This window comes from Micromonospora sonneratiae (assembly GCF_042679305.1).
GTDB lineage: Bacteria > Actinomycetota > Actinomycetes > Mycobacteriales > Micromonosporaceae > Micromonospora_H > Micromonospora_H sonneratiae.
Window position 1 is genome coordinate 1 of the sequence record NZ_JBHTMP010000054.1, and the last position, 23272, is coordinate 23272.

Genomic DNA, 23272 nt, shown 5'->3' on the forward strand with positions numbered 1-23272 from the left:
GGGGCCGGCCGCGCCGCCAGCGTGCGCAGGTCGGACCAGCGCCACAGGGCCAGCGCGGTGGACCCACCGGCAGCGGCGGCCCACACCGCGTCCGGCAGGCCGAGACCGCTGTACGGAGTGAGAATGGCCGTGGCACCGCCCAGCCCACCGGCCAGCACGCTCCATCGTCGGGCCGACCGGCGCAGCTGGCGCAACCTGCGGAAGTAGCGGGCTCGTGGGTCGGCCACGGTGTCGTCCCTGCCTCGTGGCCGCTGGCTCAGCCGGCCGCGGTGGTGTCGCCGGCCGCCTTGTCCCGGGCGAGGCTGGCCCGGATCTCGTCGAGCCGGGCGACGCTGGCCGGGTCACCGGCCGGGCTCTGTTGGTCGATCGCCGGCTGGGCCGGAGCGGCAGCCAGCTTGTCGCCTGCCATGCTCGACCGGATCTGTTCCAGACGGGACGCGCCGGCCAGGTCGAGGGTGGTCTTCTGCACCTCCAGCATCCGGCCCTCGACCGAGTTGCTGGCCAGCTCGGCTCGGCCCATCGCGTTGGCGTAACGACGCTCGATCTTCTCGCGTACCTCGTCGAGGGACGGGGTGTTCCCCGGAGCCGCCAACGACGACATCGACTCCAACGAGCGGGCCACGGTCTCCTGCATCTTGGCCTGCTCGAGCTGGCTGAGCAGCTTGGTCCGTTCGGCGAGCTTCTGCTGGAGGATCATCGAGTTGTTCTCGACCGCGCGCCGGGCCTGGGCTGCCGCGCTGATCGCCTGGTCGTGCAGGGTCTTGAGGTCCTCGGTCGACTGCTCGGCAGCGACCAGCTGCGTGGCCAGTGTCTGCGCGGTCTGCTCGTACTTCGTCGCCTCGGCCTCGTCACCGGCGGCCCGCGACCGGTCGGCCAGCACCAGCGCCTGCCGGGCCATCGACTGCAACCGCTCGACCTCGGACATCTGCCGGGACAGGCGCATCTCCAACTGCCGCTGGTTTCCGATGACCGCCGCCGCCTGCTGCACCAGCGCCTGGTGCTGGCGCTGCGCCTCTTCAATGGCCTGCTGGATCTGCACCTTGGGATCGGCGTGCTCGTCGATCTTGGCGCCGAACAGCGCCATCAGGTAGCGCCAGCCCTTGACGAACGGGTTCGCCATATTCGCAGTGTCCCCTCAGTGTCATCGCATCCGTCGCCCGCGCTGAATCGACCGGGCGACCTGCGCGGCAGTGCTCCCATCGTCCCAGCCGTACGCCACCACCGGCAAAGGACCTCAAGGGGATACCAGCCGGATGTGTGCCGTGCCGCAACCCTACGCGCGCCGAGCAAGCACAGCTACCGGCTCCCACCGGCGAAGCCGGCCATGTGACCGAACGGATGCTGCCGTCGGGTCCGCCGACGGGCTCAGGCGGCGCGAACCACCGTACGCGGCTCGTGGTTGGCGGACCGGACCCGCCGGGTGGTCCGCAGGGTGGCCTTGAGCGGGGAGTCCTGCCGGACCGAAACCGATACGTTGCCATCGGTCGTCACCTGCCGCACCCGGCCGACGCCACTGGCCCGGTGGGTGCCGAGCGCTGCGCTGGCCATCGCCGGCTCGGCGGCCGGCTCGGCCGACTTCGGAGGCGCTGCCGGCTGCTCCTTGGCTGCTCCGACGGGAACGGCGGACTGCGCGGGCTGGTTCGATACCGGTGCAAGCACCCCGGACACCTGCTCCGCCAGCTCGACCGTGTCGCCGACCTCACGCAGCAGTTCCGACAGGCGCGCCCCCAGCGCCGCACAGATGGCAGCCAGCAACTCGCTCGAAGCTTCCTTCTGGCCACGTTCGATCTCGGAGAGATAGCCCAGGCTCACGTTGGCAGCGGAGGAGACCTCACGCAGGGTCCGGTGTTGACCCTGTCGGCGGGCGCGCAAGGCGTCGCCGATCACCCGACGTAACAGGATCATCGCACCTCCCCCTCACGCGGGACGATCCTCCCGCAGCGTCACCGGCGCCGCTGGCGCTCGCCGGAGCCGAGCCGCTCCGACTCGTCGCCGGAACCTTTCCCGCAACCGTACCCGGTAGCGGCCATCACGACATCCCAGGCAGCCACTGAAAATGACGTCGAATCCGGTTCCGCCCATCCTGCGCCCGCTTTCCCGATCCGGCCATCCGGTTTCCGACTCCGGCTCAACGCGGCAGGGCGGCGTGCAGGTGTCGTACGGCTTTGTGCGCCTGCCGGACTCCCGCAGCCTGCCTACGGCGGCGGGGCGGCGTGGATCTGGTCGACCAGCAGCCGTAGGGCGGCCGTCACCGCTGCGGCCCGGATCGCCACCCTGCCGCCGTCGAGGTCGAGCCGGCGTACCACCGCACCGGTCGGACCGGCCACCGCCACGAAGACCAACCCGACGGGTTTACCGTCCTGCATCTCGGGACCGGCGACCCCGGTGGTGGCCAGCCCCCAGTCCGCCCCGCACCGACGGCGGCCTCCTTCGGCCAGCGCCAGCGCCACGTCCGGGTCGACCGGCCCGCGCGCGGCAAGGAGATCGTCCGGTACGCCGGCAAGTGTCGCCTTCAGCTCGGTGGCATAGACGACCAGTCCGCCCCGGAACGCGGCACTCGCCCCGGCGATGTCCACCACGGTGGCCGCCACCAGGCCACCGGTGAGCGACTCCACCACGGCGAAGGTCTCGCCCCGATCGGCCAGCGCCTGCACCACCGCCGCCGCCCCGCTACCGACCGGCTCCGCGTCCAGCTTGTCGCTGTCACCCATTCCAGCCCCGCTATCCGGCCCGGCGGCGCAGCCGCAGGGCTCGAATCACATAGTCGAGACCGGTCAACAGGGTCACCGCGACGGCCGCACCCATGAGCCACGGACCGATGGCGGCGAGCCCGGACGGAACCGGCCAGAGGTACCAGACGATCGCGAGGATCTGCACCGCAGTCTTGATCTTGCCGCCGCGACTGGCCGCGATGACGCCGTACCGGATCACCCAGAAGCGGATCAGGGTCACGCCGAACTCCCGGGCCAGAATGACCAGGGTCACCCACCAGGGCAACCGGTCGTACCACGACAGGAGGACCAACGCGGTGCCGGTCAGGGCCTTGTCCGCGATCGGATCGGCGACCTTGCCGAACGACGTCACCAGGGCGAACCGCCGGGCGATCCAGCCGTCGACCAGGTCGGTTATCGAGGCGAACGCGAAGGTCAGACACGCGGCGATCCGCCAGCCCGCGTTGGTCATCGAGGATGCGACGACCAACGCCACGAACACCGGCACCAGCACCAGCCGTAGGCCGGTGAGCGCGTTGGCCGCGTTGACAACAGGCACGGGTCGGACCGTGGCAGCCGGCACCGGGTCGGTCGCCTCGGTCACGGCGTCACCTCGCTCCATCCGGTGACGTCGCGGCAGAGATCATCTCGTCCGGTACGGCGATCAGGTCGACTCCCTCCGTGCCGGTCACCGTGGCCCGGACCAGGTCGCCGGGGCGCAGTACGGCCAGGTCGACACCACCGACGGCGGGGGCGACCAGCGTGGTCGAACCGTCCACCTCGGGTGCCTGGTGGGCGGCGCGGCCCTCCACGACACCACCCTCGATCGAGTCGACCAGCACCTCGACGGTCGAGCCGAGCCGCTCCTCGGCCCGCTGCGAGCACAACTCGTCGGCCAGGGCGCTCAGCCGGTCGTAACGTCGTTTGACCGTCGCCGCCGACACCTTCCCGGACAGGGTGGCCGCCTCGGTGCCGTCCTCGTCGCTGTAGTCGAAGACGCCGATCGCGTCCAGCCGGGCAGCGGACAGGAACCGGACCAGTTCCTCGACGTCGGCCCGGGTCTCCCCCGGGAAACCGACGATGAAGTTGCTGCGGGCACCGGCGTCGGGAGCCAGCGCCCGGGCCGACTCCAGCAGTTCGAGGAAGCGGGCCGTCGAACCGAAGCGGCGCATCCGACGCAGCACCGACTCGGCGGAGTGTTGGAAGGACAGGTCGAAGTAGGGGGCCACGCCCGGAGTGGTGGCAATCGCCTCCACCAGGCCGGGCCGGGTCTCGGCCGGCTGCAGGTAGCTCGCCCGTACCCGGACGATCCCGGGCACGGCCGCCAACTGTGGTAACAGCTTCTCCAACAGCCGGGGGTCGCCGAGGTCCTTGCCGTAGGAGGTGGAGTTCTCGCTGACCAGCACCAACTCCCGGACCCCGGTCTTGGCCAGCCACTCCGCCTCGGCCAGCAACTCGTCCGGGGTACGGGAGACGAACGCGCCCCGGAAGGCCGGAATGGCGCAGAAGGCACACCTTCGGTCACAGCCGCTGGCCAGTTTCAACGATGCGACCGGACCGGAGTCGAGCCGACGGCGCAGTACCGGACGCAGGTGGGCCGGGGTGTGCTCGTCGGTGACGACCCCGTCGCGCGTCGGCGCTGCCCCGCCCCCGTGACCGGGCACCACGACCGTGCTGCCGCGCCGGGAGACCGGGGTCAGCGGCAGCAGCTCACGGCGGTCGCGCGGGGTGTGCGCGTCGATCTGCTCACCGGCAAGCACCGCGCCGAGCCGGGACGAGATGTCCGGATAGTCGTCGAAGCCCAGCACCGCCTGCGCCTCGGGCAGGCTGTCGGCCAGCTCCCGCCCGTAGCGCTCGGCCATGCACCCGGCCGCCACCACCTTGGCTCCGGTGTCCGCAGCCGCCAGCAACGTCTGGATCGAGTCCTGCTTGGCCTTCTCGACGAATCCACAGGTGTTGACCAGCACCACGTCGGCCCCCTCGCCGTCCGTGGTCACCTGCCAGCCGTCGGCATGCAGCCGGGCCGCCAACTCCTCCGAGTCGACCTCGTTACGGGCACAGCCGAGGGTCAGGAGTGCGACCTTACGGCCGTCAGCGGCGGACGACAGCTCCAGATCGCGGCGCGGCGCCGGACGCGCCGAGCTGGAATTGTCGGAGGGAGTAGTGGCAGACACCACCCGAGGGTACCGGGCGCCCCTGACGATCTATTCAGGTGTGGCGCCGGCAGCGGGACATCTCACCCCCGTGCCACCGCCGCCCGCGCCATCGTGTCGAGCAGGAAGACCTCGGTTCCGGCCAGCCCCACCGAGCAGAAGAGGGTCACCTGCCGGGAGTCGGTGCGACCGGGCACCGCGCCGGCGAGGACCGCGCCGAGGTCACGCAGGTGGTCGAGGTACGGCGCCCGGGCAGCCAGCATCGGCGGCTGGTACGACACGGCCTGCGTCATCGAGTCGGTGACCATCACGTCGGCCCGGTCCAGCAGGTCCGGCCCGAACTCCGACCGGCCGTGCTGTTTGAAGCCGACCAGGTTCACGTGGGTGCCCGGGTCCAGGTCGGCGGCGGAGACCACCGGTGTCGGGCTGTTGGTGGCCAGGACCACCACGTCCCGGCCGCGTACCGCCGCCTCGGCGCTGTCGACCGCGCGGGCCGGGACACCCAGTTCGGCGCGGACCCGGGCAGCGAACGCCGCACGTCGGGCCGGGGTACGGCAGTACACCGTGACCTCGCGCAACGGCCGTACCACGGCAGCCGCCCAGACCTGGGTCCACGCCTGCCCGCCCGCTCCGATCACGCCCAGGGTGGCGGCGTCCGGGCGGGCCAGGACGTCGACCGCCACCCCGCCGAGCGCGCCGGTACGCCGGGATCCGATCTCCTCGCCGACCGCTATCGCCCGGATCCGCCCCGATCGGGCGTCGTGCAGCACGACCATCTGTTCCGTCTCCGGATGCCCGAACGTGTCGTACGACCGGAATCCGTACCACTGGTCGATCAGCTGACCCGCAGTCGTCACCAGCCGACCCCCGCGTAGTGCTGCGGATGCCCGTGGCGGTGCGACGAGCCGCCCATCGTGGGCGGCCAGCAACGCGGCCCGGATGGCCCCGATCGCGGTGGGCCCGTCGAGTTGGGCGGCCACGTCGTCGTCGGTGAAGAGCAGGGTCATGTCACGATCCTGATAGCTGAACCTCACTTGAAGTCAAGCTCCGGGTGACCTTTCCCACGACGCGGATCGACCGCACTCCGTTACGCCACGGGCGGACCCGGTGTTACGTCACGGACCTACCGGGCGTTACGCCACGGATCTACCCGGTGCAACGCCCACGGACGGACCCGGCCAGCCGGCCGCCGGTGCTACCGTCGGACCTGACGGCCAACCTCACGGCCCGTCCCGGACGAGTGCGAGTCGTACCCGGTGGTGCGAAGACGACCGCAAAGAGACCGCGACCGAGGTCGTGGGGTCCAACCGGCGGCTCCTTCCGTTGACACCGCCTCCCCCACGCCGACGTCTCCACTCGTACGGAGGGTGAATGCCATGGCCTGGGTAGTGCTCGTCATTTCCGGATTCCTCGAGACCGCCTGGGCGATCGCCCTCGGCCGGAGCGCGGGTTTCACCCGCCTGGTCCCGTCGATCGTCTTCGTCGTCGCCCTGGTGCTCAGCATGATCGGCCTCGCCTGGGCGCTACGCGAGATTCCGATCGGCACCGGCTACGCGGTGTGGGTCGGGATCGGCGCCGTGGGTACGGCGGTGGTCGGCATGGTGGCCCTGAACGAGCCGGTCAGTGTCGCCCGGGTGACCTGCCTGCTGCTCGTGGTGGCCGGGGTGGTCGGCCTGAAGTTCTTCCACTGAGGTGTAAGGAAGGGCCCCTTCTTATCGGTTTCTGCCTTGAAACGGGCCCTTCCTAACAGCCTTGAAAGGGGCCCTTCCTAACACCTGTGCAAAAGCTCAGTCGTCGTCGCCGCCGCGCAGGCCGGCCAGGGTCTCTTCCAGTTCGTCCGGCTTGACCAGCACCTCACGGGCCTTCGAGCCCTCCGACGGCCCGACGATGCCCCGGGTCTCCATCAGGTCCATCAGCCGACCGGCCTTCGCGAAGCCGACCCGAAGCTTGCGCTGCAACATCGAGGTGGACCCGAACTGCGAGGTGACCACCAACTCGATCGCCTGCACCAGCAGGTCTAGGTCGTCCCCGATGTCCTCGTCGATCTTCTTCTTGCTGTCCTGCGGCGAGGCCAGTACGTCCGGACGGAACTCCGGCTCACGCTGCTCCTTGCAGAACTTCACCACGTCGCTGATCTCCGCCTCGGAGACCCAGGCGCCCTGGATGCGAATCGGCTTCGAGGCACCCATCGGCAGGAACAGCCCGTCGCCCCGGCCGATCAGCTTCTCCGCGCCGGGCTGGTCGAGGATGACCCGCGAGTCGGCCAGTGAGGAGGTCGCGAACGCCAGCCGGGACGGCACGTTGGCCTTGATCAGGCCGGTCACCACGTCCACCGAGGGGCGCTGGGTGGCCAGCACCAGGTGGATGCCGGCGGCCCGGGCGAGCTGGGTGATCCGGACGACCGAGTCCTCCACGTCCCGGGGGGCGACCATCATCAGGTCGGCCAACTCGTCGACGATCACCAGCAGGTACGGGTACGGACGGATCTCCCGCTCGCTGCCCGGCGGGGGCTTGATCTTCCCGGCCCGGACCTTGCGGTTGTAGTCGTCGATGTGACGTACCCCGTTGGCGGCGAGGTCGTCGTAGCGCATGTCCATCTCACGGACCACCCACTCCAGCGAGTCGGCGGCCTTCTTGGCGTTGGTCACGATCGGGGTAACCAGGTGCGGAATGCCCTCGTAGCCGGACATCTCCACCCGCTTGGGGTCGATCAGCAGCAGCCGCACCTCGTCCGGCGTGGCCCGGGTCAGAACGGAAACCAGAAGCGAATTCAGGCATGAACTCTTCCCCGCACCGGTGGCCCCGGCGATGAGGATGTGCGGCATCTTCGCGAGGTTGGCCACCACGTAGCCGCCCTCGATGTCCTTGCCGAGCGCCACCACCATCGGGTGGTGGTCGGCCGCCGCAGCCCGCGAGCGGAGGACGTCACCGAGCGCCACGTCCTCCCGGTCGGTGTTCGGGATCTCCACACCCACCGCGCTCTTGCCCGGAATGGGGCTGAGGATCCGTACGTCGGGTGACTTGACCGCGTAGGCGATGTTGCGGGACAGCTGGGTGATCCGCTCCACCTTCACGCCGTGGCCGAGTTCGACCTCGTAGCGGGTGACCGTCGGCCCCCGGGTGAAGCCGGTGACCGCAGCGTCGACGTCGAACTGCTCGAAGACACCGGACAACGCGGTGATCACTTCGTCGTTGGCCTTGCTCCGGGTCTTCGGTGCACTTCCGGCGCGGAGCAGGTTGGCCGGTGGCAGCGTGTAGTCACCGGCCAGGCCGGTGATGGCGAGTTGTTCGGCCCGGGTCGGCGGCGGGGAGTGCTCCGGTGGTTCGGCGACCCGACGCGCGGCCGGCACCTTCCCGGGCGGCTTGCGAGGTATCGGGACGGTGTCGTGGACGACGATGTCGTCGGCGCTGTCCTCGTCGCCCTCGTCGCCGTCAGCGAAGCTCGCCTGCCGGCGGCGGGTCGACGGGCGGCGGGCACCCCGGGCCGGGCCGCTGTCCGCCCCGGTTCCGCCGGACCGGGCCGCACCCCGCGATCGGGTCGCGCCCTCGTCGTCCTCGTCATCGTCGTCGTCATCGCCCACCGGACGGCCGAGCACGGAACTGGCCAGCAGACCGAGCCGTTCCGGGATCTTGTTGACCGGCGTCGCGGTCACCACCAGCAGCCCGAAGAAGAGCAACAGCACCAGCAGTGGAACAGCCACCCACGCGCTGACCGTCTTCACCAGCGCCATGCCCACCCCGGCCCCGATCAGGCCACCGGCATAGTCGCGCTGCATGTTGTCGATCGGATCCTGCCCGATGTGCAGCAGGGCGGTGGTGGCCACGATGAGCGCCGACCAACCGACCACTCCCCGACCGTGGTTCTCCTGCTCGCGGGGGGCCCGCATCAGTCGTACCGCGCTGACGAGCAGGAGCACCGGCAGCGCTGCGGCCACCGCACCGAAGAAGAGTCGGATGCTGTCGGCCAGCCATGCCCCCAGTGGGCCGGCGGAGGAGAACCAGACCGCGACGCCGGTCAGGATCGCCAGGCCGAGCAGGAACAGCCCAGCACCGTCACGCCGGTGCTCCGGGTCGAAGTCGCGGGCCGTCGCGGCCTTCCGACCGGCCGCACGGACGGCCCAGCCGACCCCGTGCGCCAGGCCCATCCAGGTCGCCTGTGCCGCGCGACCGAGCAGCACCGCCGGGCCCGCGCCACCGGACCGCCGCCGGGGCGCGGACTTTCCGGAGCCGGTCTTGCGTCCTCCGGTGGACTTGCGGGCCGGCGCGGACTTACGGGTACGCGAGGTGGCGGCGCCACGCGTTGACGACGCGCCGCGACGCCGGCTCGCCTGTGGGGTACGGCCCGCCATAGAGTCACACCGTAGCGGCGTGTTCCAACGAATCCCTACTTTTGTTGGTCGTGTCCGCTCGCGTCACGCTCGGTTATGCGAGAATCCGTGATCTTTGCCACCAGAAGGGACACGCATGTCACCCCCGGGTTTCGAGGACACGTCGGACGGAACCGCCGATGGTGGGCAGTTGCAGACCCTGCAACCACTGACCAACGAGCTCATCGCCGAGGTTCTCCGCTCCCGCGACTACAACTTCCACATCGACTCCGACGGCGACCTCCTCGGCAAGTGGGATGACAACCTCATCTACTTCTTCCGGCTGGGAACCAACAGCGAGGTCCTCCAGGTACGCACGATGGCCGCCACCGCCTTCTCGATCGAGGACGTGGCCGCCCTCCACGAGTTCTGCAACACCTGGAACCACGACCGGCTGTGGCCCAAGGCGTACGTGCACGTCAACGACGACGGCAGCGTCCGTGTCTGCGGTGAGGTGGTCGCCGACCTCGAACGGGGGGTGACGCCGCAGCAGCTCGACCAGCTGATCAACTGCGGCATCTCCACCGGCTGCCAGATGTCCGACGCAGTCGCCGAGCTGCGGCCCTGAGAGGGAGTCCCTGATGGAACGGCGGTTCCAGGTCGACCTGCGCGGCATCGTCGACCTGCTCAGCCACCACCTGTACGCCAGTCCCCGGGTCTATGCCCGGGAGCTGCTGCAGAACGCCGCCGACGCGATCACCGCCCGGCATGCCGACGACCCCGACGCGGAGCCGGGCCGGGTGGTCGTCGAGCCGATGGCCGACGGGTCGCTACGCGTACACGACAACGGCATCGGGCTGAACGAGTCCCAGGTGCACACGTTCCTGGCCAGCGTCGGTCGTACCTCCAAGCGCGACGAGTTGGGCTTCGCCCGGCAGGACTTCCTCGGCCAGTTCGGCATCGGCCTGCTCTCCTGCTTCATGGTCGCCGACACCATCGAGGTGGTGTCCCGCTCGGCCACCGGAGGGCCGGCGGTGCGGTGGACCGGCTACTCGGATGGCCGCTACACCGTCGAGGTGGACGAGACGGCCCGGGCGGACATCGGCACCACGGTCATCCTGCGGCCCCGGCCCGGCGGTACGCACTGGCTGGCGAAGAATCAGGTCAGCGAGCTGATCCGGTCGTACGGCCACCTGCTCGACGTCGATGTCGTGCTGGTCGACCCGGATGCCGGGCAGGTACGGCTCACCGACCCCCAGGCCCCCTGGGAGATCGCGTACGACGACCCGGAAACCCGCCGCGCGGCGCTGCTGGACTACGGCGCGCAACTGCTGGGCAGCCGGCCCATGGAGGTCATCGACCTACGGGTGCCCGAGGCGGGGCTGGTCGGGGTCGGTTTCGTGCTCTCGTCGGCCTCGGCCGTCGGTCAGGGCGGCCACCGGGTCTACCTGAAGCGGATGCTGCTCAGCGAGGACGCCAAGCAGTTGGCACCCGACTGGGCGTTCTTCGTCCGTGGTGTCGTCGACACCTCGATGCTCCGGCCGACCGCCAGCCGGGAGGCGCTCTACAGCGACGACCTGCTCGACCAGGTACGCGAATCGCTCGGCCAGCAGATCCGCGACTGGCTGCTCGACCTGTCCGTCAACCACCCCGACCGGCTGGCCGCCTTCCTGCGCGTACACCATCTCGGGGTGAAGGCGCTGGCCGTCCGCGACGACGAGATGCTGCGGCTGGTCGACGCGTGGCTGCCGTTCGAGACCAGCCGGGGCGCGATGCCGCTACAGGCCTTCCGCCGCAACGCCTCGATGATCCGCTACGTCAACACGGTCGACGAGTTCCGGTCCCTGGCCGCGATCGCCAGCGCTGCCGGCACGCCGCTGGTCAACGCGGGCTACGCGTACGACACGGAGATCCTCGAACGGTTGTCCCGGCTCGACCCGAAGATCACGGTTCGCCGGCTCGACCCCGGTGAGTTGGCTGCCCGACTCGAACCGCTCAGCGAGGAGCAGCAGCGGAGCGTGGCCGGCTTCCTGGAGACGGCCCGTACGGTGCTGGCCGACCTCGACTGTGTGCCGTTGATCCGCCAGTTCGACCCGGTCACGGTGCCGGCGTTGTACGTCGCCAGCCAGCAGGCCCGGCAGCAGGACCAGATGCGACGCAACCTGGCCGGCGTCGACGAACTGTGGTCCGACGTACTGTCGGCCTTCGCCGACGTCGAGGTCGAGCACCGCCCGGAACTGGTGTTCAACTGGCGGCATCCGCTGATCCGCCGGATCGTCGGCAGCCCACCCGGCCCGGCCCTGCGCAACGCGGTCGAGGCACTGTACGGTCAGGCACTGTTGGCCGGTCACCATCCCCTGCGGGCGGTGGACACGGCCGCCCTCAACCGCTCGTTTCTCGCCCTGTTGGAACGCTCCTTCGCCGCCCCGGCGACCGGCAGCAGGCCGGCCACCGGCGCGGCCCCGCCGTCGGGTGGCGGAACGGTTCCGGCGGCGGACACCCCATCCGAGGAGATGCCATGAGGCTTCAGGCCAGTGAGGCGATGCTGTGAGTGACCGGAACGAGCTGATCGAAGCCCTGAGCGACGCCAAGGACCTGCCCGATGGCGAGGGCAAGGTCATGGAACTGGAGCGGCTCACCGCGCACGCCGACGCCGCGCAGGACGTACGACTCGGTTTCGACGTCCGGATGGAGCTGATCGACGCGTACAACAACCACACCGAGCGGTGGCGGATGCTGCCCGCGTTCGGTTGGTGCCTGTCCGCGTTCGACCGCCAGCCGGAACTGTTCGACGACTGGGACGCCGAACTGCTGCGCTGGTACCACAAGTGGGCGGTGTCCACCTTGCGGGACACACCCCGGGTCGGTCTGGCCCAGACCCAGGCCGCGCTGGACGACATGGATCGCCGCTTCCGCGAGGGTGGGCACAGCCCGCAGGCGGTCTACAACCTGCGGTGCCGGATCGCCGACCATCTCGGTGACCAGGTGGCGGCCCGGCAGTGGCTGGACCAGTGGCGCACCGCGGCCCAGGACGAGAACAGCGACTGTGCCGGCTGTGACCCGTCACGCCAGGCCGACCTGCTGGCCGGTTGGGGTGAGTGGGAGGAGGCGGTCAAGACCGTCGAGCCGGTGCTGAGCGGGGTGCTGGGCTGCACCGAGCAGCCGGAGAAGGCCCTCGTCACGGTGATGGTGCCCTACCTGCACCTGGGCCGGCCGGAGGAGGCCGCGCAGGCGCACGTACGGGCCTACCGGCGGCACCGCCACGAGCGGGACTCGTTCCCGTACCTGGCCGAGCACCTGCGGTTCTGTGCGTTGACCGGCAACTACGAACGGGGTCTGGAGATCCTCGCCGAGCATCTCGGCTGGCTGGACCAGCCGTACGACGAGATGTCGGCGATGGAGTTCTCCGCCGCCGGTGCGCTGCTCTGCCGGCTGGCCACCGAGGCCGGGCTCGGCGAACGCACCATCCACCGACCGGCGCACGGCGAACGGCTGGCCGCGGAGTTGGCGGTGCCGGCGCTCGGGGCCGACCTGCTGGCCACCTCCGAGGACCTGGCCGGCCGGTTCGACGCCCGCAACGGCACCACCCACCAGTCGGGACGAATGGCGGCCTGGCTGGCCGGGCGGCCGATCGGCGACCCGGTCACGCTGCCGTCGGTGGAGGCACCCGTCGAGCAGTGGTCGGGGCTGGCCGCCGACCAGCCGGAGAACTGGCTGGACGTGGTGGCACCGCTACGGCTGGAAAGCCTCGTCGCGGTGCTGCACGAACGGTCCGACCACTACTTCGTCGAGCCGGACGGCACCGTCGGCGGCCGGTGGGGTCAGGCGCTCATCCAGTTCGAGCAGTTGGGCGAGCGTGGGGAGATCCTGCATGCGCGCATCATCGCCGAGCGCCAGTTGCCGGCCGACCGACTGGCCGACGCGTACGAGTTCTGCAACGGCTGGAACCACGACCGGCTACTGCCCAAGGCGTACGTGCACGACAACGGCGATGGCCAGCTGATCCTGGCTGGTGACGTCACCACCGACCTTGAGCACGGCGTCACCGGTCAGCAGTTGGCCATCCTGGTCAACGCGACGGTGTCGTCCGGGGCCGCCTTCGCCGCTGCGGCGGCTGCGCTGCCCTGACCGGTTCCGGATCTCATCACCGCTGGTCGTCGGGACCGGGTGGGGTGTCGGCCCAGGCGTGGATCTGCTCGAGTGCGCCACGCAGGCCGGCACCCCGCCCGGTCAGACCGTACGTGGTCCGGGCCGGTGGTCCGGCCGTCACCTGCTGGCGGAGCAGCCCGGCGTCGGTGAGCTGCCGCAACCGTTCGGTGAGCAGCCGACGGGAGATGCCGGGAACGGCTCCGGCCAGGTCGCTGAACCGGGCGTCACCCTGGCAGAGCAGGTACAGCAGTTCCAGGGTCCACCGTCTGCCGAGCAGTTCCAGCACGGCGGCGGTGGACTCCGTGAGTGGGGTCTCGCCTCCGGTGCGTACGGCGGCGCTGCTGGCGGGCCGGACGGCTGCTTCGCCGTCGGCCATCCCCGCAGGACCAGGCTTGGTTACTTTTGATAACCCGATAGCCGCTTCCGGACCGTCCAGGAACACCGCCAGACCGTCCAGCACCCGTTGGAGGCCGAACTCGAAGTTCTTCCCGGCGGCCGATCCGGTCTCCGCCGAAGCCTGCACGAACCGGGACAGTTCGGGGAACCGGCCGCTGTCGAGCAGTCGGGCCAGCGCCGGCCCCTTCGACTCCCACCACTGCCGGCTGGTGACCCCGGTACGCCGCTCGTCCTCGGCCTCGGTACGCAGGTAGAGCGCGGCACCCTGCACGTAGTCGCTGACCGTCAGGTAGACCTGCATCGTCGAGTCCGGATCGAGCCCGTACCCTTCGACGGCGGCCAGCACCCATTCGATGTTGGCCAGCACGTTCGGCCCCAGCGGGGGGCGGTGGGTGCCGGCGACGATCGTCAACACCCACAGATGCCGCCGGTACATCGCCCACTCCTGCCGGGCGGCCAGTTCGAGTCGGGCCCGCCAACCGTCCGGTCCGGGCACGGGATAGCGGATCTCACCGTACGCCGCGTCCACCATGAGATCGACGAGTTCCCCCTTGTCCGGCACGTGGCGGTACAGCGACATCGCCCCGACGTCGAGGGCGCTGGCGACCCGGCGCATGGAGAGCGAGGCCAGGCCCTGCTCGTCGGCGATCGTGATCGCGGTGCGCACGATGCGGTCGAGGCTCAGCCCCGACCCGGGCCGGGCGCTGCGGTCCATTGGTTCTCCCGTTCGGTCGTGACCATCGCCGTCAGCCTGCACGTGACCGCGCGACCACGCCACTCCCGGGTGATCTCCGGGTGATCTGACGAACCGGGCATGACAGGGCTCGTCGACGTGCGTACAGTGTACGCAACCGAGCCCTGGAGGTCCGCCATGACCGAAGCCATGACGGTACGACCCGCCACGCCAGCCGACATCCCGGAGATCGTGGCCGCCACGAACGAGGGCGGCTTCGACGAGGCGGTCTTCAGCTGGATCATTCCCGACGAGAACGCCCGGCGGAGACATGTGGCCGCCGGGGTCGAGAACAGTACCGCCTGGGTGACCGACGCACTCGCGACCGGCGAGATCATCGTCGCGGGTGACCGGTCCCGGGAGATCGTCGCAGTTGCCCAGTGGCGGTACGAAGACGGTGGACAGCCGGAACCGGACGCCACACCGGCGGATTCGACCGCCTTCCTCGACCAGGCCTACGGCCAGCACGCGCCCCGCATGATGCTCCTGCTCGACCTCGTCGCGGCGCGGCACCCACACCACGAACCACACTGGTATCTGCAGCAGATGGTGGTCGTGCCCCGGTACCGCAGCAGGGGCTTCGGCAGCGCGATCCTCCGCCACCAACTCGCCCGGGCGGACGCCGCCGGTGTCGCCGCCTACCTGGAGGCCAGCACGCCACGCAACCGTGCACTGTACGAACGGCACGGGTTCCAGGCGATGGGACAGCCGATCGACCTTCCCGACGACGGGCCGAGCCTGCAACCGATGTGGCGGCCACGTCGAGGCTGAGCCCAACTGTCTGGAGGGGTGCCTTCCTATCGCTTCCTGGACAGGAAGGGGCCCCTCCAGACAGCTCCGCGGCGTCGTACCCAGAGCCCGACCCATGACGTCCCCACCAGCAGCGCCACGAGCACCTGCACCAGCATGGCGTACCGCTCGGGATAGAGGACCCCCTCGATGTAACGGTCGATGAAGCCCCGCATCACGCCACTCTCGCCGGCCTGCCGCCGCGACCAGTGTTCGGCGTAGGTCAGCGGGCAGTCCAGACCGGCGGCGACGACCACGATCCCCCAGCTGACGGCAACCAGGTGAGACCAGATCGTCCTCGGCCACCGCCAGGCCAGGAAACCGCCGACCACCAGGTAGGCCAGAAACCCGAAGTGCAGCGTCAGAATCAGCGTCGTGAGTAGCCGGTAGCCCATGGAACCCTCCCGCGCGCCAGGCTACGCAGACCGGGGAGCGGTTCCATGGGTACGCGGACTCAGAAGGGAACCTGGCTCAGACCTCGACCACCGTCGGGACGATCATCGGCCGACGTCGGTAGGCGTCGTTCACCCAGCGTCCGACGGTCCGGCGCACGATCTGCTGAAGTTGGTGCGGGTCGGTGATCCCGTCGGTGGCCGCCCGACCGAGTGCCTCGGTGATCAGCGGAATGACCGGGCTGAACGCCTCCGGATCGTCGGAGAAGCCCTTCGCGGAGACGGTCGGACCGCCGACGACCTTGCCGGTCACCGAGTCCACCACCACGGTCGCCGCGATGAACCCACCGTCGCCGAGCATCCGCCGCTCGGTCAGCAGCGACTCCCCCACGTCACCCACGGCCAGCCCATCGACATAGACGTACCGGCTCTTGACGTGACCGACCAGCGACGCCCGACCCTCGACCAGGTCGACCACGTCGCCGTCCTCGCAGAGGACCACCCGGTCCGGGGCGACCCCGGACTCGATGCCCAGCCGGGCGTGCGCCCGCAGGTGACGCCACTCGCCGTGCACCGGCATCAGGTTGCTCGGCCGTACGACGTTGAGCAGGTAGAGCAGTTCGCCAGCGGGGGCGTGACCGGAGACGTGCACCTTCGCGACGTCCTTGTGGATCACGTTCGCACCGGCCCGGGAGAGCTGGTTGATCACCCGGTAGACCGAGGTCTCGTTACCCGGCACGAGTGAGCTGGCCAGCACGACGGTGTCCCCGGGGGCCACGGTGATGTGGCGGTGGTCCCCGGTGGCCATCCGGCCGAGGGCGCTCATCGGCTCCCCCTGCGAACCGGTCGACATCAGCACGATCCGGTCCGGTGGGAGCGCGGTGGCCTCGTCCAGCCCGACGACCAGGCCCGGCGGGATCTGGAGCAGTCCCAGGTCCCGGGCGATGCCCATGTTGCGCACCATCGAACGGCCGATCAGGGCGACCTTCCGGTCATGCTCCTGGGCCGAGTCGAGCACCTGCTGCACCCGGTGCACGTGTGAAGCGAACGACGCGACGATGATCCGGCCGGTGGCCTTCGCGAAGATCGAATCGAGGACTGGGCCGATCTCCCGCTCCGGCGTGACGAAGCCGGGGATCTCCGCGTTCGTGGAGTCGGAGAGCAGCAGGTCGACGCCTTCCGCACCGAGCCGCGCGAAGCCGGCCAGGTCGGTGATCCGGCCGTCCAGCGGAAGCTGGTCCATCTTGAAGTCGCCGGTGTGCAGCACCAGACCGGCCGGCGTACGGATGGCCACCGCCAGCGCGTCCGGGATCGAGTGGTTGACGGCGAAGAACTCACACTCGAACGGGCCGAGCCGCTCGCGGGCGCCCTCCTGCACGGTGAGCGTGTACGGCTCGATCCGCCGCTCGGCGAGCTTGGCCTCGACCAGGGCCAGGGTGAACTGCGACCCGACCAGCGGAATGTCCGGCTTGTGGGCCAGCAGGTAGGGCACCGCCCCGATGTGATCCTCGTGACCGTGGGTGAGCACGATCGCCTGTACGTCGGCCAGCCGGTCGAGGATCGGGGTGAAGTCGGGCAGGATCAGGTCGACGCCGGGTTGCTCGACATCGGGGAAGAGCACCCCGCAGTCGACGATCAGCAGCTTGCCGTCGTACTCGAAGACGGTCATGTTCCGACCGATCGCACCCAGCCCACCCAACGGGGTGATGCGCAGCCCGCCCTCCGGCAGCGGCGGCGGCAGCTCTGCCTCGGTGTACGTCACGCTCATGCCGTCTCCTCGCTTCGCTGCGGGACGGCATGAGTCTCCCTGAACCAACCGATTCGCTCGCTCCGCTCGCTCATACCGTCACCTCGCTCCGCTGGGGGACGGCATAAGTCCCACCGAACCAACCGATTCGCTCGCTCCGCTCGCTCATACCGTCTCCTCGCTTCGCTGCGGGACGGCATGAGTCTCCCTGCGCTGGCCGATTCGCTCGCTCCGCTCGCTCATACCGGCAACTCCAGGCCCGCCTCGGCGCAGTCGGCCCGCAACTGGACGATCTCGGCCTCGGTGGCGGGCACCAGCGGTGGGCGTACCGGTCCGGCCGGCAGGCCATGAGCCGCCATCGCGGCCTTGACCAGGATGGTGCCCTGGGTCCGGAAGATCCCGGTGAACAGCGGCAGCAGCCGGCGGTGCAGTACCAGTGCGGTGGTGATGTCCCCGGCGTCGTACGCCTCGATCATCTGCTTGGTCAGCGCGCCGGTCAGGTGGGTGGAGGTGCCGACCAGGCCGACCGCGCCGATGGCCAGCGCGGGCAGGGTCAGCGAGTCCTCACCGCTGTAGTAGGCCAGGTCGGTCTGGCTGGTGACCAGGGAGGTGGCGGCCAGGTCGCCCTTGGCGTCCTTCACCGCGACGATCCGCTCGTGCTCGGCCAGCCGGAGCATGGTCTCGGTGGCGATCGGCACACCGGCGCGATGCGGGATGTCGTAGAGCATCACCGGCAGGCCGGTGGCGTCGGCCACCGCGGTGAAGTGCGCCAACAGCCCGGTCTGCGGCGGTTTGTTGTAGTACGGCGTCACGACCAGCAGACCGTCCGCACCGGCCTTCTCAGCGGCGGCGGCCAACTCGATGGTGTGCCGGGTGTCGTTGGTACCAACCCCCGCGACCACCTTGGCCCGGCCCCCGACCGCCTCGACCACGGCCCGGATGAGCTGTTCCTTCTCGGCGTCCGTGGTGGTCGGCGACTCGCCGGTGGTGCCGTTGATCACGAGGGCGTCGTTGGCCTGCTCGTCAACCAGATAGTTCGCAAGGCGGGCGACGCCGTCGAAGTCCACGGATCCGTCCGTGGTGAACGGCGTGACCATGGCCGTCAACAGGCGCCCGAAGGGACGCGGAAGTGCCCGCCGGTCGGAGCCGGCGGGAAGGTCGTGGGTCATGCAACCAACCTAGCGGAAGGAGGCGGCAGGGCCGCTTGGGAAGGGCTCAGGACTGTTCGGCGTACGAGGTGGTCGCAACCTCGGTACCGTCCGGCAGCGCGGAGATCGTGAAATCGGCGAACACGTTCGGGGCAACCCGCTGGAGTTGCCGCAGGCACTCGACCGCCAGCTCACGGATCTCCACGTCGGCCTGCTCGGTGGCCCGCATCTCGATGAAGTGCCGCCAGGCCCGGTAGTTGCCGGTGACCACGATCCGGGTCTCGGTGGCGTTGGGCAGCACCGCCCGGGCTGCCTGGCGAGCCTGTTTGCGGCGCAGTGTCGGGTTCTCCACGTCGGCGAACCGCTTCTCCAGCCCCTCCAGCAGCTCGTTGTACGCGCGCACGCTCGCCTCGGTCGCCGCCACGAACTGCTTGTGCAGCTCCGGGTCGGCGGCGATGACGGCCGGCTCGACCATGGCGGCGTCCCGCTCCGGGACGTACCGCTGGGAGAGCTGCGAGTAGGAGAAGTGCCGGTGGCGGATCAGCTCGTGGGTGAACGAGCGGGACACCCCGGTGAAGTAGAAGGTCACGCTGCCGTGCTCCAGAACCGACAGGTGCCCGACCTCGAGGATGTGGGCGAGATAGCCGGCGTTGGTGGCGGTGGCCGGGTTCGGCTTACGCCACGACTGGTAGCAGGCACGTCCGGCGAACTCCGCGAGCGCCTGCCCGCCCTCAGCGTCGGTCGACCACGGTACGTCCGCGGGCGGCTCGAAATGCGTCCATGCGATAAGGCTGACCTGGGGCGGCACGATCTCCGGCATTCCAGCAACTCTAGTTGCCCGGGTCCGTGCCGACATAACTGCCACCCTGGTGACCTCGGACGCACCCCGACCAGGCGGAAATATCGGACACCGAACGGTCGTACGGGAGGACGGGCACGCCGGCTCGCCACCGGCAGACGACGACGGGAGGATACGCCGACAGGGTCAGACGTACAGCCAGGTGAACGGGGCCCAGGGCAGGTTACGCAGCACCGTGAAGACGAACCAGGCGGCCAGCACCACACCGATCGTGGTAGTCGAGATCCGCAGCTGCGGCAGCCGCCACCGGAACATGTGCTGGACCGCCCAGGCCACGTAGAGGTAGAGCAGGAACGGCAGCACGAAGACGAACAGGATGTGGTGCCGGGCCGCGGCGCCCACGTCGCCGTGCAGGAGGAACCACATCGCCCGGGTACCACCACACCCCGGACAGTCCAGCCCGGTGGTCATCTTGAGCAGGCAGGTGGGGATGGCGTCGGCGGTGCTGTGGGTCGGATCGGTGAGCAACGTGTAGCCGACCCCGACGCCCATGCACGCCAGCGCGGCGACCGGTGCGGCCCACCGGGGCGAGCGCGTGTAGAGCCGGGTGAAGAAACGGGTGAACCGGTCCGGTTCGGCCGGTACGTAGTACGCCCCCGGGTAGCCCGCGACGGCACCGGCCGGAGCCGCGTTGGGACCGGCCGTCATCACCTCAGGTGCCGCGACGGGTGGGGTCTGCTGCACTGGGTACGCCGCTGCGGGCTCGGCCGCCGATCCACCAACGTTCGTCATCGTCACTCCGCACTCGTCCGCCGGTCGTCTTACCGTACACCGGCGATGCCCGCCAGCGCGGCGGCCAGCGGGCCGGCCAGGTCACCGCCGGCGGGTGGGGCCACCGCGCTCAGCCCGAGCCAACCGGCCAACCGGTACAGCTCGGCGGCCAGCGCCATCGCGGTCTCCGACACATCGACACCCGGCTCGATCCAGGCGGCCGGCACCAGCAGCACCCCGGCCCGGCGATCCGCCTTCAGATCGACCCGGGCAGCGAACCGGTCGCCGTGCAGGAACGGCAACACGTAGTAGCCGTACACCCGCTGCGGTGCGGGAACGTAGATCTCGATCCGGTAGGTGAAGTCGAACAGCCGCTCGGCCCGCCCCCGCTCCCAGATCAGCGGATCGAACGGGCTGACCAGCGTGCTGGCCCGGATCCAGCGGGGCAGTCGCGCCTGCGCGTGCAGGTAGGTCGGGCCACGCCAGCCCGGCACCTGCACCGGCAGCAACTCCCCCGCCTCGACCAACTCGGCGATCGCCAGCCGGGTGCCGGCCGACGGCAGCCGGAAGTAGTCGCGCAGTTCCGGCTCGGCGGCCACGCCCAGCGCCCGGGCCGCCACCGCGACCAGCGTCCGGTGCGCGTCGGGAGTGGTCGGCGTCGGGGCGTCGAGCACCGCCGCCGGCAACACCCGCTCCGGTACGTCGTAGCGGCGGGCGAACGAGTTGGTGCGGCTGGCGGCGCTCACCTCACCGGACCAGAACAGGAACTCCAACGCCCTCTTGACCGCTGACCAGTTCCAACCCCAGTTGCCGGTCTCGCGCGGGGCATCGTGCTCGATCTCGGCGGCGGTCAACGGGCCCCGGGCGCGTACCTCGTCGCGTACCCACTCGACCAGTTGGGGCTGCTCGACGGCGATGCGTCGCATGCCGCCCCAGGCGTCCGTACGGGCCGCGGCCATCCGCCAACGCAGCGCGGCATGCAGTTCGACGGGAAGCAGCGACGCCTCGTGCCCCCAGTATTCGAACAGCTCACGTGGCCGCTGGTAGGCCGCCCGGTCCAGCAGGTCGGTCGGGTAGGGCCCCAGCCGGCTGTAGAGCGGTAGGTAGTGCGCCCGCTGGAGCACGTTGACCGAGTCCATCTGGAGCAGCCCGACCCGGTCGAGCACCCGGCGCAGGTGGCGTCGGGTCGGTACGCCGGTCGGCATCGGATCGGCGAAACCCTGGGCGGCCAGTGCGACACGGCGGGCCTGGGCGGGAGAAAGCGATTCGGGCATCGGGCAGCAGGCTAGCCGACAGGTACGACACGCTGACCGGCTCCACCGGCGCGGTCACTGGATCGGCCGGCGGACCTGGCCGACACTTCCCGGGTGGGCACCATCCGTCCAGAGCGGCCCGACGACGCCGAGGCGATCGCGGAGGTGCACGTCCGGGCCTGGCAGGCCGGCTACACCGGGATCATGCCCAGCGAGGTCCTGGCCGGGCTCAACCCCGCTGCCTGGGCCCAACGTCGCCGGGACCGGGCCACCGCCGATCCGGACCATCCGTTCCGGACCCTGGTCGCCACCGGGGACGACGGCACCGTGGTCGGATTCACCACCGTCGGGCCGTACCGCAACGGACAGGATCCGGACGACCTCGACCAGGCGTACGGCGAGATCCTGACCATGTACGTCGACCCGGCCCGCTGGGGACACGGGATCGGTCGGGGCCTGCTCGACGCGGCGGCGACCGAACTCGCCGGACGGGGCTGGACCGAGCTGCGCCTCTGGGTGCTGGCGGACAACACCCGGGGCCGACGCTTCTATGAGCGGGCCGGGCTAGTGGCCGACGGCGAACGAATGGTTTTCGAACTTCAGTGGTCGCGGCGAGGGGCGCCGGTACGGCTTCCCGAGCTGCGCTACGTCGCCCGGCTCGGCCAACTGGCCGGCCTCACCGCCTGATGCGCCGGACCGCGGCTGCCCACCGCTCTGTGTCGACCCGGCAACCTGCGACCGGCAACGGATCGGCAGGGCCACCAGCAGCGCGAGGCTGATCCAGACGTACAGGTTGCCACCGACGAAGCCGAGCACCCCGCTGAAGTCCCGCTCCCAGACCCAGACGATCCGGCTGATCAGGAAGCCGTACGCGACGATCGCGGAGCCCAGCAGCCAGCGGCGTCGGCGGCTGCCGGCGGGCGCGAGGTAGGCGTTGTCGACCAGCAGCACCAGCGCCGGCAGCAGCCAGACCAGGTGATGGACCCAGGTGACCGGGCTGATCAGGCAACTGAGCGCGCCGGTGAGGGCCAGTCCGGCCGCCTCGTCCCCGGCCGCCGCCGCAGCCCGCGACCGCCACACCCACACCGCCAGCGTCAGGACGACCAGCGCCAACCAGGCCGCGGTGCTCGGGTCCGACGGGTTGAGCCGGGCCACGACTCCGCGCAGCGACTGGTTGGAGATGAAGTCCAGTGCCCCGACCCGGTCGGTGTTCCACAGCGCCTCGGTCCAGAACGTACGGGACGCGTCCGGTGCGACCGCCCCGGCGAACAGGGTGGCCGCCACCGCCGTACCCATCGCGGTGAACGCCGCCCGCCACCGCCCGGTGACCAGCAGGTAGAGGATGAAGACCCCGGGGGTCAGCTTGATCGCCGTCGCCAGGCCGATCCCCACCCCGGCCCACCGGCTGCCCTGGCCGACCAGGCGGAGCAGGTCGGCACCGACGAGGAAGAGCAGCAGCATGTTGACCTGGCCGAAGTCGACGGTCTCACGCATCGGTTCGAAGGCCGCGGCCAGGCAGAGCGCCACGGCGAGGGCGAACCAGTGGTTCCAGCCGACCCGGCGGGCGATCGGCTCGACCAGCCACCACAGCAGCAGCGCGCTGGTCACCACCGAGAGAGCCACGCTGATCACGATCGCCAGCGGCCAGGGGACGTACGCCATGGGCAGCATGACCAGGGCGGCGAACGGCGGGTACGTGAAGCCGTACTTGGTACCGGGCTTGAGGAAGTCGTAGATCGAGCCGCCGTCGTGCCAGTAGTTCAGCGCACCGTAGTAGACCTTCAGATCGAAGAATGCGTGCCCGACCGCCGCTATCGCCAGGAACCCGGTCACCGCCACGACGAGTGCGATCACGAAGATGACCCGGTGGCTGGTGCGCCAAGGGGCACCCTGCGCCATCATCGCCTCCCTAGGCTTGCGTAGG

At 70.2% G+C, this 23272-nt stretch carries 20 protein-coding genes and 2 pseudogenes; 6 read left to right on the forward strand and 16 right to left on the reverse strand.

Going from position 1 to position 23272, the window contains the following annotated elements:
• The 7 genes and pseudogenes from ACFQ4H_RS26425 to ACFQ4H_RS26455 form a co-directional block, all read right to left on the reverse strand.
• Positions 1-227, reverse strand: a pseudogene (locus ACFQ4H_RS26425) (phage shock envelope stress response protein PspM); the annotation flags it as partial.
• Between the two features lie 29 nt (positions 228-256).
• Positions 257-1120 carry a PspA/IM30 family protein gene (locus ACFQ4H_RS26430; protein WP_377575564.1) on the reverse strand — a complete coding sequence of 288 codons (864 nt, stop codon included), beginning with the start codon at positions 1118-1120 and terminating at the stop codon, positions 257-259.
• Between the two features lie 245 nt (positions 1121-1365).
• Complete coding sequence (locus tag ACFQ4H_RS26435; protein WP_377575567.1) at positions 1366-1905, reverse strand: helix-turn-helix domain-containing protein; 540 nt, start codon at positions 1903-1905, stop codon at positions 1366-1368.
• Positions 1906-2195: 290 nt separating this feature from the next.
• Positions 2196-2711, reverse strand: coding sequence for a CinA family protein (locus ACFQ4H_RS26440; protein WP_377575570.1), 516 nt, complete (start codon positions 2709-2711; stop codon positions 2196-2198).
• Between the two features lie 10 nt (positions 2712-2721).
• Positions 2722-3333 carry a CDP-diacylglycerol--glycerol-3-phosphate 3-phosphatidyltransferase gene (gene pgsA / locus ACFQ4H_RS26445; protein ID WP_377575572.1) on the reverse strand — a complete coding sequence of 204 codons (612 nt, stop codon included), beginning with the start codon at positions 3331-3333 and terminating at the stop codon, positions 2722-2724.
• On the reverse strand, positions 3320-4825 hold the full coding sequence (gene rimO / locus ACFQ4H_RS26450; RefSeq protein WP_377575661.1) for a 30S ribosomal protein S12 methylthiotransferase RimO: 1506 nt from the start codon (positions 4823-4825) through the stop codon (positions 3320-3322). Before rimO ends, pgsA begins: the two co-directional genes overlap by 14 nt.
• A gap of 122 nt (positions 4826-4947) precedes the next feature.
• Complete coding sequence (locus tag ACFQ4H_RS26455; protein ID WP_377575575.1) at positions 4948-5871, reverse strand: ornithine cyclodeaminase family protein; 924 nt, start codon at positions 5869-5871, stop codon at positions 4948-4950.
• Positions 5872-6240: 369 nt separating this feature from the next.
• Between ACFQ4H_RS26455 and ACFQ4H_RS26460 the strand changes: the two genes are divergently transcribed.
• Entirely contained in the window at positions 6241-6555 is a 315-nt protein-coding gene (locus ACFQ4H_RS26460) for a DMT family transporter (RefSeq protein ID WP_377575578.1), read from the forward strand.
• A gap of 96 nt (positions 6556-6651) precedes the next feature.
• Here the strand turns inward: ACFQ4H_RS26460 and ACFQ4H_RS26465 are convergent, their stop codons facing one another.
• Entirely contained in the window at positions 6652-9009 is a 2358-nt protein-coding gene (locus tag ACFQ4H_RS26465; RefSeq protein WP_377575664.1) for an FtsK/SpoIIIE family DNA translocase, read from the reverse strand.
• A gap of 319 nt (positions 9010-9328) precedes the next feature.
• Here ACFQ4H_RS26465 and ACFQ4H_RS26470 point away from each other — a divergent pair, with 319 nt between their 5' ends.
• The 3 genes from ACFQ4H_RS26470 to ACFQ4H_RS26480 are packed head-to-tail and all read left to right on the forward strand — an operon-like array spanning position 9329 to position 13299.
• A complete protein-coding gene (locus ACFQ4H_RS26470; RefSeq protein WP_377575581.1) occupies positions 9329-9799 on the forward strand; it encodes a type III secretion system chaperone family protein in 471 nt (156 codons plus the stop codon).
• 13 nt (positions 9800-9812) lie between these two features.
• Positions 9813-11693 (forward strand): HSP90 family protein, encoded by a 1881-nt coding sequence (locus tag ACFQ4H_RS26475; RefSeq protein WP_377575584.1) that lies wholly within the window; start codon positions 9813-9815, stop codon positions 11691-11693.
• Between the two features lie 25 nt (positions 11694-11718).
• A complete protein-coding gene (locus tag ACFQ4H_RS26480) occupies positions 11719-13299 on the forward strand; it encodes a YbjN domain-containing protein (RefSeq protein ID WP_377575587.1) in 1581 nt (526 codons plus the stop codon).
• 16 nt (positions 13300-13315) lie between these two features.
• Here ACFQ4H_RS26480 and ACFQ4H_RS26485 read toward each other — a convergent pair whose 3' ends face one another.
• Entirely contained in the window at positions 13316-14431 is a 1116-nt protein-coding gene (locus ACFQ4H_RS26485) for a TetR/AcrR family transcriptional regulator C-terminal domain-containing protein (RefSeq protein ID WP_377575590.1), read from the reverse strand.
• A gap of 156 nt (positions 14432-14587) precedes the next feature.
• Here ACFQ4H_RS26485 and ACFQ4H_RS26490 point away from each other — a divergent pair, with 156 nt between their 5' ends.
• Entirely contained in the window at positions 14588-15220 is a 633-nt protein-coding gene (locus ACFQ4H_RS26490; protein WP_377575593.1) for a GNAT family N-acetyltransferase, read from the forward strand.
• A 26-nt stretch (positions 15221-15246) separates the two neighbouring features.
• On the opposite strand, the gene ACFQ4H_RS26495 is transcribed toward ACFQ4H_RS26490, so the two are convergent.
• The 6 genes from ACFQ4H_RS26495 to ACFQ4H_RS26520 all read right to left on the reverse strand — a co-directional run bounded on the left by ACFQ4H_RS26495 (position 15247) and on the right by ACFQ4H_RS26520 (position 21369).
• Positions 15247-15633, reverse strand: coding sequence for a DUF2784 domain-containing protein (locus ACFQ4H_RS26495; protein WP_377575596.1), 387 nt, complete (start codon positions 15631-15633; stop codon positions 15247-15249).
• Between the two features lie 76 nt (positions 15634-15709).
• Positions 15710-17398 carry a ribonuclease J gene (locus ACFQ4H_RS26500; protein ID WP_377575599.1) on the reverse strand — a complete coding sequence of 563 codons (1689 nt, stop codon included), beginning with the start codon at positions 17396-17398 and terminating at the stop codon, positions 15710-15712.
• 218 nt (positions 17399-17616) lie between these two features.
• A complete protein-coding gene (dapA, locus tag ACFQ4H_RS26505) occupies positions 17617-18546 on the reverse strand; it encodes a 4-hydroxy-tetrahydrodipicolinate synthase (protein WP_377575601.1) in 930 nt (309 codons plus the stop codon).
• Positions 18547-18592: 46 nt separating this feature from the next.
• On the reverse strand, positions 18593-19345 hold the full coding sequence (thyX, locus tag ACFQ4H_RS26510; protein WP_377575603.1) for an FAD-dependent thymidylate synthase: 753 nt from the start codon (positions 19343-19345) through the stop codon (positions 18593-18595).
• Positions 19346-19510: 165 nt separating this feature from the next.
• Positions 19511-20116 (reverse strand): DUF2752 domain-containing protein, encoded by a 606-nt coding sequence (locus ACFQ4H_RS26515; protein ID WP_377575606.1) that lies wholly within the window; start codon positions 20114-20116, stop codon positions 19511-19513.
• A 29-nt stretch (positions 20117-20145) separates the two neighbouring features.
• Positions 20146-21369, reverse strand: coding sequence for a winged helix-turn-helix domain-containing protein (locus ACFQ4H_RS26520; protein ID WP_377575609.1), 1224 nt, complete (start codon positions 21367-21369; stop codon positions 20146-20148).
• 93 nt (positions 21370-21462) lie between these two features.
• Here ACFQ4H_RS26520 and ACFQ4H_RS26525 point away from each other — a divergent pair.
• Positions 21463-21903: pseudogene (locus tag ACFQ4H_RS26525) on the forward strand (GNAT family N-acetyltransferase); the annotation flags it as partial.
• Positions 21904-21912: 9 nt separating this feature from the next.
• Here the strand turns inward: ACFQ4H_RS26525 and ACFQ4H_RS26530 are convergent.
• Positions 21913-23247, reverse strand: a complete 1335-nt coding sequence (locus ACFQ4H_RS26530) for a glycosyltransferase family 87 protein (protein WP_377575612.1) — start codon at positions 23245-23247, stop codon at positions 21913-21915.
• Positions 23248-23272 lie beyond the last annotated feature (25 nt).